The sequence below is a fragment of the Halomonas sp. HAL1 genome (assembly GCF_030544485.1).
GTDB classification, from domain to species: Bacteria; Pseudomonadota; Gammaproteobacteria; order Pseudomonadales; family Halomonadaceae; genus Vreelandella; species Vreelandella arctica.
In genome coordinates, this window is sequence record NZ_CP130610.1 from 3038108 (window position 1) to 3057758 (window position 19651).

Genomic DNA, 19651 nt, shown 5'->3' on the forward strand with positions numbered 1-19651 from the left:
TGCCTTACTCAACCCAATACCTAGCTCAGCGTGTTTAGCGCTAACTAAAAGCGCTTAAATTCGCCCACCGTAGGCAAATAAAACACGCAATGTGCGCTAGCGCACGGACGCCACCCCCCGGCACGACCATTGTTCTGGTAAGGAAGCATCGTTTGTGCGGCCATAAAAGCGCACTTTCACCAGGATGGAATCTGTGAACCAATTTCTCCGTTTTGTGCGTCCGCACCATGCGTTTGCAGCGCCGTGGGACTCGACTATTCCCGTAAGAGAAGAGCTCTTCAGCCCGGAACGACTTGAGCAGCACGCAGGCAGTCTGGCGCTAGCCCAGACGGTCACCAGCAGCCCACCCAAGGTAGTGTCGTTAACGCGGCGACTCAACGATAACGCGAAAACTCTGTTGAGTGTTTACCGAGCCAGTGCCGCTGCGCTGGCCGAAGGTCGCGATATTGTCCCTGCGGCCGCTTGGCTGCTCGATAATTACCACCTGGTTGAAGCCCAAATTCGTGAGATTCGCAGCGACCTTCCTCCCGGTTATTATCGCCAGTTACCCAAATTAGCCAAAGGCCCGTTTGCCGGTTACCCAAGGGTGCTCGGCATTGCCTGGGCATTTGTGGCGCATACCGATAGCCATGTTGACCTGGATAATCTGCAAACTTTTATTATGGCCTATCAGCGCGTTCAGCCGCTTACCATTGGTGAGCTTTGGGCCGTTGCTATTACCCTGCGCATTGTACTGATTGAGAACCTTCGGCGCCTTGCTGACCAAATTATCAGTGAACAAACGGCAAGGGACGAAGCGGATACTTTAGCTGCTAAATGGCTAAAACCCATCGATCAGCAATCAGCGCTAGAGCGCCACACCTTTAGCGTTGAGACCAACACGCTTAACTTTCACCAAGGGCCACTGGCTGAGCCCTTCACCGCCCAATTGGCAAAGCGCTTACGTGGCTTAGACCCACGTAGCAGCCCTCTTGTCGGCTGGCTTGATGAACAGCTTAGCTTCCAGGGTGAAACCATTGACGAGATGGTTCAACACGCACAGCAGCGCCAAGGCGCCGCAAACGTTACCGTCCGCAATATCATTACCAGCATGCGTTTTGTCTCCAGCATCGACTGGGCAGAGCTGTTTGAAGGCGTCAGCCTGGTGGACGAGCGCTTGAATCAGCACAGCCATTTTGCACAGTTGGATTTCCCCACCCGCAACCAGTACCGCAGTGCGGTAGAACAACTCGCCCGTGGATCACGGCGTGCCGAGCTTGAAGTGGTGGATGCCGTGCTTTCGCTCTGTCGACATGCATTCGCCAGCAACGGAAACCCGGTTGAAGCGGCCCGTATGGGCGACCCCGGCTACTTTCTAATCGGCTCAGGCCGCACCACCCTTGAACAAACGCTGGGATTTACGCCTACCCTTCGTCAGCGCCTGCGTCGAACGCTTATTCACCACGGCATTCGCAGCTATATCGTAATGATGGCGGTAGTGACGCTTAGCTTGATGACGTTGGCGGCCGTGCTACTGCTTTCATTGCCGCTTGAAATAGGCGAGGTGCCGTTACCTTGGCTAATGTTGCTGGGCTTATTTGGCTTTCTACCGATTATTGAAGTGGCGACGCTGATCGTTAACCGTCTGATCATCTATTGCATCGATGCCCAGCCGCTGCCCAGTCTCGACCTTGCCAAGGGAATACCAAACCATCTACGCACGCTGATTGCCGTTCCTACGCTGCTGACCAGTGAAGATGACTTACAGGAACAGATCGAACGGCTTGAAGTGCACCACTTATCGAGTGGCGAGGGTGCCCTTTCCTACGTCCTTCTTCTTGACGGCGTTGATGCTCCCCAAGCGGAATTACCCCATGAGGCAGCGCTTCTCTCGGCCGCCCACGCCGCCATTGAGCAGTTAAATGAACGTTACCGTCTACACGCTCCAGGCGGTTTACATACCCCAGGCGATTCACAAGCCTCCGGTCAACACGCGCTGGGCAGCGATAAACGCTTCTTTCTGCTGCACCGTCGTCGGATATTTAACCCCAGTGAAAACACCTGGATGGGCTGGGAGCGTAAGCGTGGCAAGCTGCATGAGCTAAACCGTTTGCTACGCGGCGCGCAGGACACCACCTTTATCGATCCACCCCCGCTGCCTGGGGATGTTCACTATGTCATTACCCTGGATGCCGACACTCGCCTTCCCAGAGGCGCAGCCAGCCGGTTGGTAGGCAAGATGGCACATCCGCTGAACCAGCCGCTGATGGATGAACAGCAACGTCGCGTGGTGCAGGGTTACGCCATTTTGCAGCCTCGCGTCACACCGTCATTGCCTACCGGTGGGGAAGGCTCTATCTATCAGCGGGTATTCTCTGCGCCTGGCGGGCTGGACCCTTACGCCGCCGCTATTTCAGACCTTTATCAGGATTTGATCGGAGAAGGCTCATTCGCGGGCAAAGGGATCTATGCCGTGGATGCATTTGAAGCATCGTTGGCAGACCGAGTGCCCGAAAACAGCCTGCTCAGCCACGACTTATTTGAAGGGGTGTTTGCCCGAGCGGGGCTCGCCTCCGATATCGAAGTGATTGAGGATTTTCCCGCCCGCTATGACGTGGCCGCCAAGCGTCAACACCGCTGGACCCGCGGCGATTGGCAGTTGCTGCCCTGGCTACTTGCGCCCGCGCTGCCACTAACGGGGCGCATGAAAATGCTCGGCAACTTACGCCGCTCAGTATTGCCACCCTTAGTACTCGCCAGCCTGGCAGTCAGTTGGCAGTTCCCGCTCAGTATGGCCATCGCCAGTACGCTGTTGCTCTTAGCCGTAGTGGGAGCGCCGGTTCTATTATCCCTAGCCACCTCGCTTATCCCCTTCCGGGCCACAACTAAACTGCGCCACCATTACCATCTCTGGTTTGATGAGCTGAAGCTAGGCAGCGTGCAAATTCTGCTGCTGGTCATTTTTTTACCCGACCAAGCGTGGCGCATGCTGGACGCCATTGCCCGAACCTTGGTTCGAGTTCTGCTTACCCATCGTCGACTGCTTGAGTGGACGTCTGCCGCTCAGTCGATGAAAAGCCCTGCGCTATCCGTTATAGGGTTCTACCAGCGAATGGCTCCCGGCACTGCGTTGGGTCTAGCAGTGACGATCGGTACGCTCTGGACAGCCACTAGCGCCTGGCCCATTGCGCTACCGATGGCGCTACTTTGGTTGGCCGCACCGGCCGTGGCGTCATGGTTAAGCAGCAGCAAAAGCGCTGTTGTCCAGCCGACTATTTCGGTGGACGAGGCACGCGAGCTACGGCTGATTGCACGGAGAACCTGGCGCTATTTCGAAACGTTCGTGACCGCCACAGACAACCGTTTGCCGCCCGATAATTTTCAGGAAGACCCTCAACCCGTGCTTGCCCAGCGCACCTCGCCGACCAACATGGGGCTTTACCTACTTTCGACCCTGGCAGCGCGTGATTTTGGCTGGGTGGGCACTCAAGCTGCCCTGGAACGTCTTGAGGCTACCCTTGAGGTCATGCAAGGACTGCCGCGCTACCGGGGGCACTTCTATAATTGGTACGCCACCCACGATTTGCGCCCGCTCGACCCCCGCTATGTCTCCACGGTAGATAGCGGCAATCTGGCAGGACATCTTATCGTTATCGCCAATGCCTGCGAGAGCTGGCAGGCGGAACGCTGTTTAGCGGATCCCCGTGTGGGTATTGCCGACACGCTGAACCTTGCGTGTCAGGCACTCCAACACGCTTCAACACTGTCAGAGAAGTTAACGGTCCAGCTGGCCTTGCAGTTTAAAGCCATCGACGCGCAGTTAAACGGGGCATTGATGTCCTCGGAGTGCCTGGCCGATATCGCTGAGCTCACCCATAAAGCCCTGAGCCTGGTCCGCGCAGCGCTGAATGAAAAGGCCGACACGTGCAGCGAAGATGTCCTGTTTTGGGTCGAAGCATTGCACTCTTCAGTGGCCCAACACCGCGATGACCGTCATAGCCAGGCAAACGTAAATGAGCTTGAGCCATCACTGCGCTTGCAACAGATCGCGGCGTCAGCGCGACGCTTGGCAATGAATATGGATTTCGCCTTTCTACTCAACAGCGAACGCCAACTGCTATCAATTGGTTACTCCCTGGACGACAACTGCCTGGATACCAGTTGTTATGACCTGCTGGCATCGGAGGCACGGCTTGCCAGCCTGTTCGCCATTGCCAAAGGGGACATTCCCACCCGTCACTGGTTTAGGTTGGGCCGGGCGGCAACGCCGCTTTCGTTTGGCTCTGCCCTGATCTCCTGGTCGGGTTCGATGTTTGAGTACCTCATGCCGTCCCTAGTGATGCGCGCTCCGGGCGGAAGCCTGCTTGAACAAACCAACCGGCTCGTCGTGAAGCGTCAAGAGATCTATGCCACGCACCTCTCTGCGCCGTGGGGTATCTCCGAATCCGCCTATAACGCCCGTGATATGGAGTTCACCTATCAGTACTCCAATTTTGGCGTGCCTGGCTTAGGACTCAAGCGGGGGCTCTCTGCGGATCTGGTGATTGCCCCTTACGCCACCGGTCTAGCCACGATGGTCGACCCCAACGGCGCTTGCCGTAACTTTGAGCGCTTAGCGGAAATGGGCGCTCTAGGCCGCTACGGTTTTTATGAAGCGCTCGACTTTACCCGCTCGCGTCTGCCTGCGGGGGAAAGCGTGGTCATAGTACGCAGCTTTATGGCCCACCATCAGGGCATGACGATCGTCGCTATCGCGAATACCCTGCACCATGGCCAAATGCGCGCGCGCTTTCACCGTGAGCCGATGATTCAAGCCAGTGAGCTACTGCTGCAAGAGCGTGTGCCGCGCGATGTGGCAATTGTTCACCCCCGCGCGGAAGAGGTGAAGTCAAACGCCAGCCAGATTATTAACGAGGCACAAACCATTCGCCGTGCATCGACGATAGCCAGTGGCCCGCCCGTGACCCACTTGCTCTCTAACGGCTGTTATTCCGTGATGTTAACGGCTACCGGCGGTGGCTACAGTCGGTGGCGCAATATTGCGATTAGTCGATGGCAGCCCGACGCCACCCGTGACCATCTGGGTAGCTTTATTTTTCTACGCGACACCCAGTTCCCCGGCGTATGGACGGCAACCGGCCAGTCTGTCGGACACTCCCCCGACGCTACCGATGACCACAATCATGTGATATTCGCCGAGGATTACGCTCGCTATATGCATCGCCACGACGATATCACCAGTCACATGGAGGTATTGGTGTCAGGCGAAGATGATTGTGAAGTGCGCCACCTCTCGCTCACCAATAGCAGCCGGCATGCCCGTGATATCGATATTACCTCCTACTCTGAATTAGTGTTGACCACACCCAGTGCCGACAATGCGCACCCTGCCTTCGCCAAAATGTTCGTGGCGACCGAATACTTAGAAGCGTTCAATGCGCTGATTGCGACAAGGCGACGGCGATCGCCTGACGAAGACCAGGTTTGGGTGGCCCACTTTGCCGTGGTAGAAGGCGAAACCGTGGGTGAGCTGCAGTACGAGACTGACCGAGCTAGGTTCTTGGGCCGCGGAAGGCGTACGCTGAACGCTGCAGCGCTGAACAAAGACCAACGCTTATCGGGCACCGTGGGTAGCGTACTGGATCCCGTGTTTGCATTGCGCTACCGACTGCGGGTCGCCCCCGGTAAGGCCACCCGCATCGCTTTCTGGACGGTAGTAGCCTCAACCCGCGAAGCATTGATGGATCTAATCGATAAGCACCATGACCGTAGCGCTTTTGAGCGTGCCAAAACACTCGCCTGGACACAGGCGCAGGTTCAGCTTCGCCACTTGGGTATTCAGCCTGAAGAGGCGGCCGATTTTCAGCGTCTAGCCGCGCCTATCTTATATCCAGACCCACGCTTCAGAGCGCCAGCCGATGCCATCGAGCGCGGCGCAGGGCCGCAGTCACGGCTATGGCAACACGGCATCTCCGGTGATCTACCGATTATTTTGATGCGTATCGACACCCTCGATGACATTGCCCAGGTACGCCAACTATTGCGCGCCCATGAGTACTGGCGCATGAAACGGTTAGGCGTCGATATGGTGATTATTAATGAGCGAGGCGCCTCTTATGTTCAGGATTTGCAGCAAGCGATAGAAACGGCCATTCTCAGCAGCCAAACCCAACCGCGGTTTAAAAAGGATCACACTCAGGGTGCGGTAATTTCGCTGCGCGCGGACCTAATGAGCCTGGAAATGCGGACACAGCTGCAGTCAATTGCATGCGTTGCGTTCATGGCACATCGTGGCAACCTTGCTAACCAATTAGCCCTAACGCTGCCCGAACAGCGCTCTTTGCCATCACGCTCTTTTATCAGACGCCATCTGCCCAAGCACACTCCCACTAAACCCAGTGAGACTGCCCTACCCCCCCTTCCAGCGCTTGAGTTTTTCAATGGGCTGGGGGGCTTTGCTGCGCAAGGCCGTGAGTATGTGACCGTACTTGAAGCAGGCCACGCTACGCCTGCACCGTGGATCAACGTGATTGCCAACCCAGGCTTTGGTTTTCAAGTATCGGCGGAGGGCGCGGGCTATGTATGGGCAGACAATAGCCGTGAAAATCAGCTTACTCCCTGGTCTAACGACCCAGTGGCAGACCCCAGCGGCGATGTGATTTATGTTCGTGATGAGGAGTCGCTGGCGCTCTTCACCGCGACCGCACACCCCCTGCGCGATCATGGTCGCTATATAGCCCGGCACGGCTTCGGCTACAGCCAGTTTGAGCATCAGTCAGATGGTATCGGCCTTGAGCTACTGCACTTTGTGCCGTTAGATGCCCCGCTTAGAGTATCGCGGCTACGCCTTAGCAATCACTCAGGGCGTCCCCGCAAGCTTTCCGTGACGGCCTATGCCGAGTGGGTATTGGGCACTTCGCGCAGTGGATCAGCGCCGTTTCTTATCTCACGACCCGACGCTGAAAGCGGCGCACTAATGGTAGAAAACCCTTGGAATATCGCCTTCCCTGGCCGGGTGGCGTTTCTGGATATCGGTGCTCAACCCACCCATTGGACAGCCGATCGGTGCGAATTCATCGGCAACGGGGGTAGCTTGGCTGCGCCTTTGGGGTTACGCAGCAATACGCCCCTTTCCGGTACTCACGGTGCGGGATTGGATCCCTGTGCCGCACTACAGCGCAGCGTAACGCTCGCTGCAGGTGAAAGCGTTGAGATGATCGTCCTACTGGGTCAAGCAAGCTCAATGGCCGAAGCCCAGACGCTCATTGCCCGCTATAGAGAAGCCGATATTGACGCTGAACTGGCCACGATAAACACACACTGGCAAACGCAGCTCAATGCCGTGCAGGTGACAACGCCCGACCGCGCCATGGATATCATGCTTAACGGCTGGCTGCTTTACCAAACCATTGCCTGCCGGATCACGGCGCGTTCAGGGTTCTACCAGGCCAGCGGCGCCTATGGTTTCCGCGACCAGTTGCAAGACGGCATGGCGTTGACGTTCACCAGTCCAGAAACTACCCGTCAACATTTGTTACGTGCGGCTTCTCGCCAGTTTGTCGAAGGGGATGTCCAGCACTGGTGGCTGCCCCACTCCGGCCAAGGAGTGCGTACGCACATATCCGATGATCGGGTGTGGCTCGCCTATGCCTGCGCTCGTTATATAGCCACCTCCCATGACGTAGCGGTGTTGGACGAGCCCGTCAGCTTTCTTGAAGGCGCGTTATTGGCACCGGATGAGCACGACTGCTTTTTTCAGCCCATGATAGCCGGGGAAACGGCATCACTCTTTGAGCACTGCGCCCGAGGCTTGGACCAAAGCTTGACGCTGACCGGCGAGCACGGTTTGCCATTGATCGGTGGCGGCGATTGGAACGACGGTATGAACCGTGTTGGCGAGGCGGGCAAAGGTGAGAGTGTCTGGCTCGGTTGGCTACTGGTGCATACTCTGGAGCTGTTTTTACCCTTTGCAGAACAGCGTGAACAGTCGCTATCTAGTGCCTCCCCTTCGGATGAGCAGGAAACAACACGTACCGAGCGTTGGCGGGCCCATGCGATCTCGCTTCGTAGTGCGCTGGAAAGCAGTGGATGGGACGGCCAATGGTATCGGCGGGCCACCTACGATGACGGTCATTGGCTGGGCAGTAAAGAGAGCGAGGCGTGCCGAATAGATTCGATTGCTCAGTCATGGGCGGTGCTTTCAGGCGCAGCAGAACCCCACCGGGCAGCGCTCGCCATGCGTTCGCTAGAGCGCGAACTCATCCTGCACGATGAGCAACTTGCGCTACTGTTCTGGCCTCCCTTTGACCAACCCCAGCGCGATCCCGGTTATATCGGCGGCTACCCACCAGGTATGCGCGAAAACGGCGGGCAATATAGCCATGCTGCCATGTGGGCGATACTGGCATTTGCCAAGTTAGGCGAAGGCGGTAAGGCACACGCGCTTTTCTCGCTGCTGAACCCCATCAATCATGCCCGCACGGCTGAAGAAGTGGCTCGCTATCATGTCGAGCCTTATGTGGTTGCCGCGGATGTTTACTCCGTTGCGCCACATACCGGGCGCGGCGGCTGGACATGGTACACGGGCTCGGCAGGTTGGATGTACCGCGCGGGGGTTGAAGGCATCTTGGGCATCCGCCGGGAAGGGAGCTGGCTGGTGATCGCTCCCTGCCTTCCCCACGATTGGCCAGGATTTAGTGCAATGCTGGCCATTGCTGGCACGCACTATGCGGTTAAGATCACCACTACCGATGAGGCGCCCAGCGCACAGCTTGATGGCCGGCAACTGACACGCCAGCAAGGCGAAGTGCGCATTCCGCTGGATGGTAAACAGCACCAGTTAGAGGTGTTTATCAAGCCAAACACAGTCGACGAAAAGTAGTCTTTTTCCGCAGGCTTTTCTCATTTGCTTCTCACTCACGGCTATATTAAGCTCAGTTGCGTACCGACAGGTACCATTCAAATTCAGGCGGTTACCTCAGGTTAACCGCTGTCGCAATCACACGGAGCCGTGATATGCATAGCGAAACGTTAAACGACCTTTCCCTGGCGGGCCTTCAAATCGCCATTCAAGATATCAAGGATGATCTGTTCGACACTCCCGAGTGCGACTACGCGATTGCCCAACTGCTTAACCGCTGGGGCCAAGCTGAAAAAGCCGAACAACTGCTGGATGAGATGCTGCTCAAGTGGGGCACCTCCCCTGACGTTCTAGCCTTAACGCAGCGTGGCCATACAGAAATGAAAGCTGAAATGACGTCAGAGATGACCGGGAGTGAACTGCTCGCGGAGAATGACGAACCAATGCGCAAAGCACCCAAAACAGCACCGGCACAAGTTCGCGTTGTTGCGGCTTGACCCGCTAATTTAGCTTTTATCAATGCCCCTGGCCGCGTTCTCGGCAGGGGCATTTTTATCTACATCAGCAGGCGTTAATCGAGATGATCCAGCGTCACGATAATGTCTTCAGTTGAGACATCCACGTTCAAGAAGGTGTAGCTGTCATTATCTTCATCGACGAGGCGGATATCGAAATAGGGGTTGGTATACCCGGTTAACGTCACCCGTTGAGTATCGCCGTTCATCAACACATCACTGCCCAACACATCCTCTTCCCAACTTTTTGAGCTCCCCGGGCTCACGTACATGTAGTAAATGGTGTAGCCGGTTCGATTCGTGATATCCACATAGTAATCTGCCGCTACCGCCAGTGATGACGCTATTAGCGCCACGAGTGCAACCAACACCGTTCTGATACGCATTGGAAAGTTCCTTGGACTTTTTTAGGTAAACAGCAAGTTACGAGTAAAACACCGCTGAGTTTAAACACTCGGCGACATTTTCAGTATATAGCCTGCGAGTCTTCTAAACAGCCGCCCGCAGCATACAAGCAACTGATAGAATACCGCCCCTTTCAGGTGCGTTAGTGGCCCATCGCCGTAATGCCCTCCTTTTCACTACCTGAGAGTTGCGCAATGTTCGCCACCGCCCACGCAGTTTTCCAGCCGCTCATACGGCTGGGCCTTATCCCGCAGATTTTAATCGGTATCGTGGCCGGGGTATTGCTCGCCCTGTTTGCACCGGGCGTTGCCAGCGATGTGTCTTTACTGGGCCAGCTATTTATTGCCGCTTTACAGGCAGTGGCACCTATTTTGGTGTTTGTACTGGTGGCGGCAGCCATCTCTGCTCATCAAAAAGGTCAACCTACCCACATGCGCCCTGTGCTGGTGCTGTATGTGGTTGGCACGTTGATCGCCGCATTCATTGCGGTGGCGGCCAGTTTTCTTTTTCCTACAGAGCTTTCATTGAATGCAGGTGAAGTGGAAGGCACCCCACCTGGGGATATCTTTAGCGTCCTGCGCGACCTGCTGTTGAACGCCGTGGCCAACCCCGTTAGTGCATTGATGGAGGCTAATTTTATCGCTATTTTGGCCTGGGCCATCGGCCTGGGTTTAACGCTGCGCCAAGCCAGCGATACCACCCGACAGGCACTAACCGATTTATCCGCAGCAATTACCCGCATCGTTACCCTGGTCATTCGTTTAGCACCGCTGGGCATCCTGGGTTTGGTGGCAGGCACACTGGCAGAGTCTGGCGTTGAAGCGCTGCTCAACTACGCACAGCTGTTAGGTGTAATCGTGGGCTGCATGCTGTTTGTCGCGCTGGTCAGCAATCCGCTACTGGTGTACGTCGCTACCCGACAAAACCCTTATCCACTGGTATTTACGTGCCTGCGGGGCAGCGCGATTACCGCCTTTTTCACCCGCAGTTCGGCCGCGAATATTCCGGTCAATCTAGAACTTTGCCGCCGCCTGAAGCTCGATCCTGACACTTACTCTATTTCGATTCCGTTGGGCGCAACGATCAATATGTGCGGGGCGGCCATTACGATTACGGTGATCACCCTGGCCACGACTCATACCCTGGGGATTAATGTTGATTTCGCCACGGCGCTGCTGCTGTGCGTGGTTTCAGCGCTGGCGGCCTGCGGCGTTTCAGGCGTAGCGGGCGGCTCACTGATGCTGATTCCCATGGCTGCCAACCTGTTTGGCATTCCCACCGAAGTAGCCATGCAGGCAGTGGCGATTGGCTTTGTGATTAGCGTGGTTCAGGACTCTACCGAAACCGCGCTCAACTCCTCTACGGATGTACTCTTCACCGCTGCCGCCTGCCAGGCACAAGAGGCGAAGCGTTCATAAACGTTCATTCCTGGGAGTGTTTTTTATAATAGCCACTCCCGGTCGCTGCCCACATTAACTATTGGATGGCTTAAAAAGCCCAGCCAAACGCTCACGCTCATCCTCTTCATAAAAACTCGGATCATCGAATAGATCACGCTGAGTGTCATCGAAGATCATTTCTAACGCCCCTGCACTGCTTTGTACCATGGGCTCAAAATGCGCGGTGTGGGTAATCAATGCCGTCACGTGGCGACGACGATAAATGGCGTACAACCCCAATAGGGTAAATACGCAGGCGATATAGATTGGCAGGCCTTGGCTACCCACCGCCGTCATTAGTGAACCCGCCGCAATCGGCGCGACTGCACAGCCAGCGCCATGCATCACCAGCATATCCGCCGAGCCGGAAACAATTTCATCCGGGTGCAGTTGGTCGATCAACTGGGCCACCGCCAGCGGATAGAGCGAAAACGCCAGGCCACCCCAGATAAAATAGAGCCCCAGCAGCACTTCATGGCTGGGCGCAAAAGGCATACCTGCGGCGATCAGCGCCGCTAAGAGCACTACCCAAGTCATTACCCTGGGGCGGTCATGCTTATCAGAGAAACGCCCAATAGGGATTTGCAGCAACGCCCCACCAATAATCGCCACGCTCATCACCAGCCCAACGCCGCCAATATCAAACCCCAGCTGTGTCGCATAGACCGGGGTCATCGACCAAAAAGCCCCCATGGCGAGCCCCGATAATGCCGCTGAAGCCACCGCTAGTGGCGCAAAGCCTAGCAATGCTCGCAGGCTGCTTTTGGGTCGCTCGGGAATGGTAGGCTGAACGCGGCGAGTGAGGGTGATAGGTAGTAGCGCCCAACTGATCAAAATAGCGATGACCACGAAGAGCAAAAAGCCTTGCGGTGAGGAGAGCCGCAGTAACTGCTGAGCAGTGGCTAAAGCGCCCAAGTTAACCACCATATAAACCGCGAAAATACGCCCCCGCTCATGGCTGGCGGCTTGGCTATTCAGCCAGCTCTCGATCACGGTGATTAAGGTAATAAACGAAAGCCCGTAGACCACCCGCAACGGCAACCATACCCAAGGGTTAACAAAGATAAGGTGCAGAAGCGCTACCGATGCACAAATAGAGGCGCAGAAGCCAAAGGTACGGATGTGACCCATACGGCGGATCAATCGCCCGCTCACCCAGGTGCCGCAGATAAAGCCGACAAAATAGCCGGACATGATCATCCCGAGCACCGCACTGGAAAAGCCCTCATCAGTCCCCCGCAGCGTTAGCAGCGTATTCAATAAGCCGTTGCCCAGCAGCAACAACGCCACGCTCTGCAGTATCGATTTAACCGGTTTGAGCATTGCCAATGAACGCATTGCGTTTCCTCGTAGCAGACAACTTAAAGTTCATCAAAAAAGTTCATGCAGAAAGTAGATGCATAAAGAGTGCCACTGAAAGCTTTCGCCACCACCGTTGACAGGCTAACGTTCTTTATATAGAACGTTCTATATAAAGAACAGCCGGACACCCCATTATGGATCAGCTCTCCCTAAGCACCTTAGGTCAACATTTACAGTCACTGCGATTAGCGCGGGGTTGGTCACTTTCGCAGTTAGCCAATGATGCGGGCATTGCCAAATCCAATTTGTGCCGCCTGGAGCAAGGGAACGGTAATCCAACGCTGGATACTATTTGGCGGTTGGCGGTGCAGCTAAACGTCCCTTTCGGTACATTAGTCGCGCCCATTACCGTACCGCTAGGCGAAGATGGCGTGCAGGTGCGCTTAATTGATCAGGGCAAAGATACCCCCCAAGTAGATGCCTATTGGATGCGCTGCGCGCCCCACACCCTTCGCCATGCCGAAGCCCATACCGCTGGCACTCGCGAGTCGCTGACGCTGATTAGCGGCTCGCTTGAAGCGGGGCCAGAAGGCGACACTACCCAGCTTAGGCCAGGGGATACGGTCACCTTCGCCGCTGACCAGCCGCATCTTTATCGTACCCAAGAAGCAGAAGCCACCTTGATGATGACCATCACCTACGGCATAAAAGGCGACACGCCATGAACCACTTTGCCAACCACTCCCCAATCCGCAACGCCTTCAAAGGCGTGCGGGAAGCCATTCCCCTGCTGGGCGGCTATATTCCTGTTTCACTCTCGTTTGGAGTAGTCGCCACCCAGGCGGGGTTTAGCATGTGGGAAGCCGCCGCTATTTCAGCGCTGATTTACGCCGGCGCCTCACAGTTTTTGTTCGTAGGCATGGTGGCGGCGGGCTCTCCGCTTTGGCTGGTGGTAGCGATGACACTACTCATAAACGTACGCCACGTGGTTTACGGGCCGAACCTAGCAGCCTTATTACCGCGCAGTCGCCACTGGCCCTGGCTGATGCATGGCCTAACCGACCAAGTATTTGCCCTGGCGCTTACGCGGCTTCCACAGTTACCTGCCCCTGAACGATTTGGCTGGTTTGTCGGCGCATCACTGCTGGCTTGGGGGGTGTGGATTGTCGGCACCATGGTCGGTGCCACGGCAGGCGAAACGTTAACCGCCCGCTGGCCACTCCTCGGTGAAGTGATGCCCTTCGCCCTGCCCGCGCTGTTTCTGACCATGGTCGCGCCGCGCTTTACCGACAAACGCTGGGCACTGGCGCTGAGCTGCACCATTATCGCTGCGCTATTGTTTACTTTTTACGGTTGGAGCAACGTGGCCATTCCGCTGGCAGCCGTCTGCGGCGCGATCTGTTTCTATATGGTGACGTTTCAATCGAGGAGGTGTAACCCATGAGCACTGCACTCTGGCTAGCCGTCGTGGTTTCGGCATTGGGTACTCTGCTCATGCGCGTAGTGCCTTTCCTCTGGATGCAACGCCGTTTAAACAGCGCGACCGGGATTAATAACATGCCCCAGTGGCTCGGCATTCTTGGCCCGCTGATGATTGCGGCGGTTTTGGGTGTCTCCATCATGCCGGTTAACCCAAGCGCGATCTCCTGGTTCGCAACGGCCATCGGGCTCTCTGTGACACTATTGGTATGGTGGAAATTACGCTCATTGGGCTGGCCAGTGGCGGCTGGGGTAGCGGTATTTGGACTAGTGCAGGTGATAGCCTACATTTGATAATGCTTTGCATTAGCTTTTGCGTCATGCCATCATCTTGGCTCTGCCGCCTATGTTAATCGTAAAGTGACATCAATGTTTAAAGCACACACCTATCACCGTAACGTATTAATACGTGTGCTACTGGCGGCCATGATCGCGCTACTTTTTTTAAATGCGGCGCCCAGTCGGGGCCAAGCGCTTCCTTCCCAAAATAACCCCACTTTTTTCACCACATCACCGCGCATAGTGACGCTATACCAGGGGGCTACCGATAGCGCTGTGGCGCTCGGACTGACACCTGTCGGCGTGGTTGATTCATGGCTTGAAAAACCTACCTACCGTTACTTGCGAGCTCCGCTTGAGGGGGTCGAGCACGTTGGGCTCGAAACCCAGCCCAACCTGGAAAAAATTGCCTGGCTTCAACCGGACCTGGTGATGGCGAGCGATTTTCGCCACGCGCGCATAGCACCGCTACTCACCGCCATTGCTCCGACCGTTTCGGCCAATAGCGTATTTGATTTTAAAACCACGCTGACGCTTTTGGCGAAAGCCACTGACCACACAGCAGAGGCCCGCGAGTTACTCCAGCGCTGGGAGGCCCGAGCTGCCGATTTTCGCCAGCAAATTGCGACAGAGCTTGGCCATCATTGGCCGCAAAAAGTAGCCGTCGTTCGGTTTAAAAGCGACCACGTGCGCATTTATACCAGCGGCTTTGCGGGCTCAATTTTAACTGAACTGGGTTTCGAACAGCCGGAAACACTACAAAGCCAGAGTTGGGGAATGAAGCTTTCCAGTACCGAGAACATTCCCGTACTGGATGCCGATGTCATCTTCGTGCTGCTTGAGCCGAACGACCCAGCCATTGTGGACAACTACCAGCACTGGACGGCTCACCCCCTTTGGCAGCAGCTTGCCGCCGTGCAAAGCGGGCGCGTGTTTGAAGTCGACCCAGTCAGTTGGATGATGGGGGGCGGCATCCTCGCGGCTAACGCCATGCTGGATGATCTCTACAGTCATTATGGGCTTGATGAGACCATAGTGGCTAACCGCGACGCGTGTTCCCTTGATGCCTATCGCCAAGTGGATCTAGGCATATGCTAAACAGCGCGAGCGCTAAAATGGCGGGGCTTCTACTAGGAGGTTTGGCAGCGCTCGGTGCTTTTCTTGCCAGCATCATGCTGGGCACGACCGATATTGCTTGGTCATCGTTGCTGTCAGCATTTAATCACTACAACCCAAGCAAGATAGCCCATATTATCCTGCTCACCGAACGCCTGCCGCGAGCGCTGATTGCCGCCTTGGTGGGCGCTAGCTTGGCTATTGCCGGTGCGTTAATGCAAACGATGACGCGCAACCCCCTTGCCTCGCCAGGTATTTTGGGGATTAACGCTGGCGCGATGTTTTTTGTGGTGGTCGCCGTGTCGCTGCTCCCCCTGCATACCCCTGCCCACTACGTGTGGGCGGCGCTTTTGGGCGCACTGGTGGCCGCCATACTCGTCGTGCTCCTTAGCCGTGGCCGCCATGGTGAACTCTCGCCATTACGTGTTGTGTTGGCAGGCGTTGCCGTCACAGCCATGTTTGTATCCTTCAGCCAAGGGCTTTTAGTTATTGATCAGCAGAGTTTTGAAAGCGTTCTTTACTGGCTGGCAGGCTCCGTATCTGGACGTGACCTCTCGTTAATCCTACCTTTATTGCCCCTTTTTGGTGGAGCGCTTCTGCTCAGTGCGTTTTTGGTGCGTCATGCCAACGCGCTTTTACTGGGGGATGACATGGTTACCGGGCTTGGCATGCAGGCTACAACGATTAAGCTACTGCTGGGCATAGTGGTGATTGTTCTGGCAGGTAGCTCTGTGGCGCTGGCAGGTATGATTGGTTTTGTGGGACTGATTGTGCCCCATATGGCGCGTGGGCTGTTTGGTATTGACCATCGCTGGCTACTCCCTGCCTGCGCTCTGCTAGGTGCCTGTTTACTGCTATTAGCCGATGTGGCCTCGCGGTTTATCATCCCGCCGCAAGAAATACCGGTGGGGGTAATGACAGCGCTGATTGGTACGCCCTTCTTTATTTATCTAGCACGACGCAAGATGACCAGCCAATGAGACCGGTAGCAGCATTGACCCTTACCAATTCAGCGCCCCGCCTACGCTTTATTCCTAAGCTGCTTCTGTTAAGCCTTCTACTTTTAGTCAGTGCTGGTCTATCGCTCTGTTTGGGAAGTTTTCCCACCACACCGTTTCAGGTTTTGCGTGCGCTGGCCGCCCCGCAAAACAGTGATATCGCGTTTATCATTTGGGAGCTGCGGCTACCCCGAATTGCGCTAGCGCTGGTGGTTGGCGCTGCTTTGGCGATAGCGGGGGCTATTTTACAAAGCATTGTGCGTAACCCGCTGGCATCCCCGGATGTCATTGGCATCACCAGCGGTGCTGCACTGGCGGCGGTGCTGTTTCTATCACTATTAAGCGCGACGGTGAGCATTCACTGGTTACCCATGGCCGCCATGACTGGCGCATTGGCGTCGGCGCTTCTGGTGGTCAGCTTAGCGTGGAAAAATGGCATCAGCCCATCACGCATGGTGCTCATCGGTATTGGCCTTGCGGCTGCCATGGGAGCGGGCACCACACTGTTAATCGTGATAAGCGATGACGCCGCCGCCATGACTGCCTATGTTTGGCTAACCGGCAGCCTATATGCAGCGCAGTGGAACGATGTAAAAGGCCTGTTGCCGTGGGTATTGGTAGCGGCGCCTATCTGCTTGATTTTCGCCCGCCATGCGGATGCCATGGCACTGGGCGATAACATTGCTGAAGGGCTTGGGGTACCGCTTCTGCGTAGCCGATTAGTATTGCTGGCTTGCAGTGTTGTACTGGCAGGGGCCGCCGTTGCCTTTGCGGGCGGCATCAGCTTTGTGGGATTAATTGCACCGCACTTGGCTGCCAAGCTAGTGGGGCGTAATCTGGCGCGGCTAGTACCCGCCTCTGCGCTGGTCGGTGCATTGATAGTGCTAAATGCTGACCTGCTGGGACGAGTAGCGTTTCTACCCAAAGATTTACCTGCGGGTATCTTTGTCGCTGGGATAGGCGCGCCCTTCTTCGTTTATTTACTGCATATGGCGCGCTACAAAGATTAGAAATCGACGCGATACCCAAAGGTGACTGTTCTGCCTCGACCAGCGAAGTAGCGCTCGTCATTCACCAGGGCACTTTGCGAGTAGTAAGTGACGTACTGTTCATCTAATAAGTTGGCCACCCCAACATTCACCTGACCGACAGGCAGTTGATAGCCCACCGCCGCGTCCATCAATAAATAGCCATCAAACTCGCGATTCGCCTCATCAAAGGTTTCATCGAAGGCGTAATTGGCTTGCACAAAGGTTGAGAGCTCATCGGTCCAGTTAGCCGACCAACTGGCTACTAGGCGATCCGGCGATACATCCAATCCAGACAGTTTAGAATCCAGGCTGCCGTTATCGTCGCTATCGTAGCGCCCTTCCATGCGTGAGTAGGCTAAGCGACCAGCGTGTTGATCGGTAAACTGATAATCTACCGCGGCCTCAAAGCCTTTGATTTCGGTCTCCTGGCGCTGCATATAGAAGACATCATCCACTTCTGTTAAGCGGCTACCAAAGTCAGAAGACGATTCATAATAGCTAAGCTCAGCGGCTAGGCGCCCGTTTTCAAAACGCACACCTGTCTCGACGTTATCGGTCACGATAGGGCTTAGATTCTCGATGCTATTGACCGACTGCCCTGGGGTACTGATGCCTCTCAATGCACGTCCCACATCGGGAATCGAGAACCCCTCAGAGTAATTGGCAAACAGGCTCCAATGATCGACGGGACTCCACACAGCCCCCAGGTTATAAAGCGTTTCGTTGAAACTGGGATCGCCTCCCTCTACGTTAACGCCGTTGTTGGCCGCTACGGTCTGATAATCACCTATATCCAGCTTGGCATACTCATAACGCACGCCAGCGGAAAGCAGCAACGAATCAACCGGGCGTAAGTCTGCCTGGAGGAAGGGTGAAAGATCGGTATATTCAGAGGAAGGCACATAGGTTCGGTTTGATTGATACAAGTACTGCTCTGTTTCATCAAACAACGTATCGAAGCCGGCGGTCAGTTTAAGCCGATCATCCAACAGATCATCTTTGGTTAGAGAAACCTTGGTGCCAAACTTGCTGGTCGCCGCCATCGTTTGGTCATAAAAAGTCCCCACTGGCGCGATAGTGGGATCTTGGAAAGTTGCTGAGTTAGTGGCACCAAACAGCGCCTCATAATCCTGGTAAAACGCCTGAGCACTTAAACGCATTCCGGCAAGGTCGTAATGATCGTAGCTTAGGCCAGTGGTCCAAACACGATTATAGGGTGCATCGCCTTCGGGTGTACCACGCTCAGACGTCGTCACCACACCATTGGCACGATCCCCCGTTACGCTGACATAGTTATTATGATTTTCAATATCGTAATGATTGAGCGTTAATTGAAGGCGTTGATCATCATCAAGCCAATAGGCCACCTTGCCCAAAAAGTCATAAGAGCGAGAGTCCATCAGGTCGCCCTGGGTGTTATCAACGCCCACAGGGTCACTATTACCATCAAGGAAAAGGCCTTGATCCTCAAAGCTCATTGAGAATAGATAATCAATATTGCCGCTGTTGCCACTCACCCCATAATTGGTTTCGTAGCTTAATGTATCGCTGTCCAGCTCGCTGGTGGGGGTCGTCACCTTCACCTCAGCATGCTGGTTGAGCGAGCCCGGCTCTGGGCGTTTAGTAATCAAATTAATGACGCCACCCGCAGCCCCTACTCCGTTGGTGGCGTTCGCCCCCTGAATGACTTCAATCTGCTCAACCATCGAAAAATCGATAGCGTGCGCTTCACGGCCAGTGGGCCGTAGCGGATTTGATTGCGGAATACCGTCGATAAGAATCAGCGGTGTACGCCCCCTTAGGGTTTCACCGCTACCGCTCATCTTTTGGCGACTGGGTGAATAGGAAGGCAGCAAATTGCTTAATATCTGCGAGGAATCGCTGGAAATTTGCAGCTGCTGATTGATCTCTTCCTCGCTAATAATGCGCACCGTTTGAGGCGAGTCTTCCTTTGTGGCATTGGTGCGTGAGGCAGTGACGACCATGGTTTGGTTAGTGTCCCCACGGCTACTTTGCGACTCTGTATTAGTGGTTGCGGGTGCCTGCCCATAGGCTTGGCTAGCAGCCACTAAACTGGCAAGCGTCAACGTGGGCCAAAATACCGAGTGTTTCTTAAAGTACATCTTCTTTATTATCCCCTGCGTTTAAGTGGACGTTCCCTTCAAAACGTAATGCAGATCTAAATGATAACGATTATGTTATGCATATAATAACAGCAAGATCTACTGCCATGGAACAAACCGTTCGA

Annotated in this window: 12 protein-coding genes; 9 read left to right on the forward strand and 3 right to left on the reverse strand. The window is 55.3% G+C overall.

The genetic code is table 11. The annotated features are described in order from the left end of the window. The first annotated feature begins 193 nt into the window (after positions 1-193). Complete coding sequence (locus Q3Y66_RS14335; protein ID WP_035586865.1) at positions 194-8860, forward strand: glucoamylase family protein; 8667 nt, start codon at positions 194-196, stop codon at positions 8858-8860. 134 nt (positions 8861-8994) lie between these two features. After that, entirely contained in the window at positions 8995-9336 is a 342-nt protein-coding gene (locus tag Q3Y66_RS14340) for a hypothetical protein (RefSeq protein ID WP_008958142.1), read from the forward strand. A gap of 74 nt (positions 9337-9410) precedes the next feature. On the opposite strand, the gene Q3Y66_RS14345 is transcribed toward Q3Y66_RS14340, so the two are convergent. Beyond that, a complete protein-coding gene (locus Q3Y66_RS14345; protein ID WP_008958143.1) occupies positions 9411-9740 on the reverse strand; it encodes a hypothetical protein in 330 nt (109 codons plus the stop codon). Between the two features lie 213 nt (positions 9741-9953). Between Q3Y66_RS14345 and sstT the strand changes: the two genes are divergently transcribed. Next, on the forward strand, positions 9954-11177 hold the full coding sequence (gene sstT, locus Q3Y66_RS14350; protein ID WP_008958144.1) for a serine/threonine transporter SstT: 1224 nt from the start codon (positions 9954-9956) through the stop codon (positions 11175-11177). A gap of 54 nt (positions 11178-11231) precedes the next feature. On the opposite strand, the gene Q3Y66_RS14355 is transcribed toward sstT, so the two are convergent. Next, on the reverse strand, positions 11232-12536 hold the full coding sequence (locus Q3Y66_RS14355; RefSeq protein WP_008958145.1) for an MFS transporter: 1305 nt from the start codon (positions 12534-12536) through the stop codon (positions 11232-11234). 158 nt (positions 12537-12694) lie between these two features. Between Q3Y66_RS14355 and Q3Y66_RS14360 the strand changes: the two genes are divergently transcribed. The 6 genes from Q3Y66_RS14360 (at position 12695) to Q3Y66_RS14385 (ending at position 17382) form a co-directional block, all read left to right on the forward strand. Further along, the gene (locus tag Q3Y66_RS14360) at positions 12695-13225 is read left to right on the forward strand and encodes a helix-turn-helix domain-containing protein (RefSeq protein ID WP_008958146.1); all 531 of its coding nucleotides are present in this window, start codon (positions 12695-12697) and stop codon (positions 13223-13225) included. After that, positions 13222-13944 carry an AzlC family ABC transporter permease gene (locus Q3Y66_RS14365; protein ID WP_008958147.1) on the forward strand — a complete coding sequence of 241 codons (723 nt, stop codon included), beginning with the start codon at positions 13222-13224 and terminating at the stop codon, positions 13942-13944. The genes Q3Y66_RS14360 and Q3Y66_RS14365 overlap by 4 nt, the downstream gene beginning before the upstream one ends. Further along, positions 13941-14273 (forward strand): AzlD domain-containing protein, encoded by a 333-nt coding sequence (locus Q3Y66_RS14370; RefSeq protein ID WP_008958148.1) that lies wholly within the window; start codon positions 13941-13943, stop codon positions 14271-14273. Before Q3Y66_RS14365 ends, Q3Y66_RS14370 begins: the two co-directional genes overlap by 4 nt. 75 nt (positions 14274-14348) lie before the next feature. Then, complete coding sequence (locus tag Q3Y66_RS14375) at positions 14349-15356, forward strand: ABC transporter substrate-binding protein (RefSeq protein ID WP_008958149.1); 1008 nt, start codon at positions 14349-14351, stop codon at positions 15354-15356. Then, entirely contained in the window at positions 15350-16354 is a 1005-nt protein-coding gene (locus tag Q3Y66_RS14380) for an iron ABC transporter permease (RefSeq protein WP_008958150.1), read from the forward strand. The genes Q3Y66_RS14375 and Q3Y66_RS14380 overlap by 7 nt, the downstream gene beginning before the upstream one ends. Then, positions 16351-17382 carry an iron ABC transporter permease gene (locus Q3Y66_RS14385; protein ID WP_008958151.1) on the forward strand — a complete coding sequence of 344 codons (1032 nt, stop codon included), beginning with the start codon at positions 16351-16353 and terminating at the stop codon, positions 17380-17382. The genes Q3Y66_RS14380 and Q3Y66_RS14385 overlap by 4 nt, the downstream gene beginning before the upstream one ends. Here the strand turns inward: Q3Y66_RS14385 and Q3Y66_RS14390 are convergent. Then, positions 17379-19526, reverse strand: coding sequence for a TonB-dependent receptor (locus Q3Y66_RS14390; RefSeq protein WP_008958152.1), 2148 nt, complete (start codon positions 19524-19526; stop codon positions 17379-17381). The genes Q3Y66_RS14385 and Q3Y66_RS14390 overlap by 4 nt on opposite strands. Positions 19527-19651: the final 125 nt, after the last annotated feature.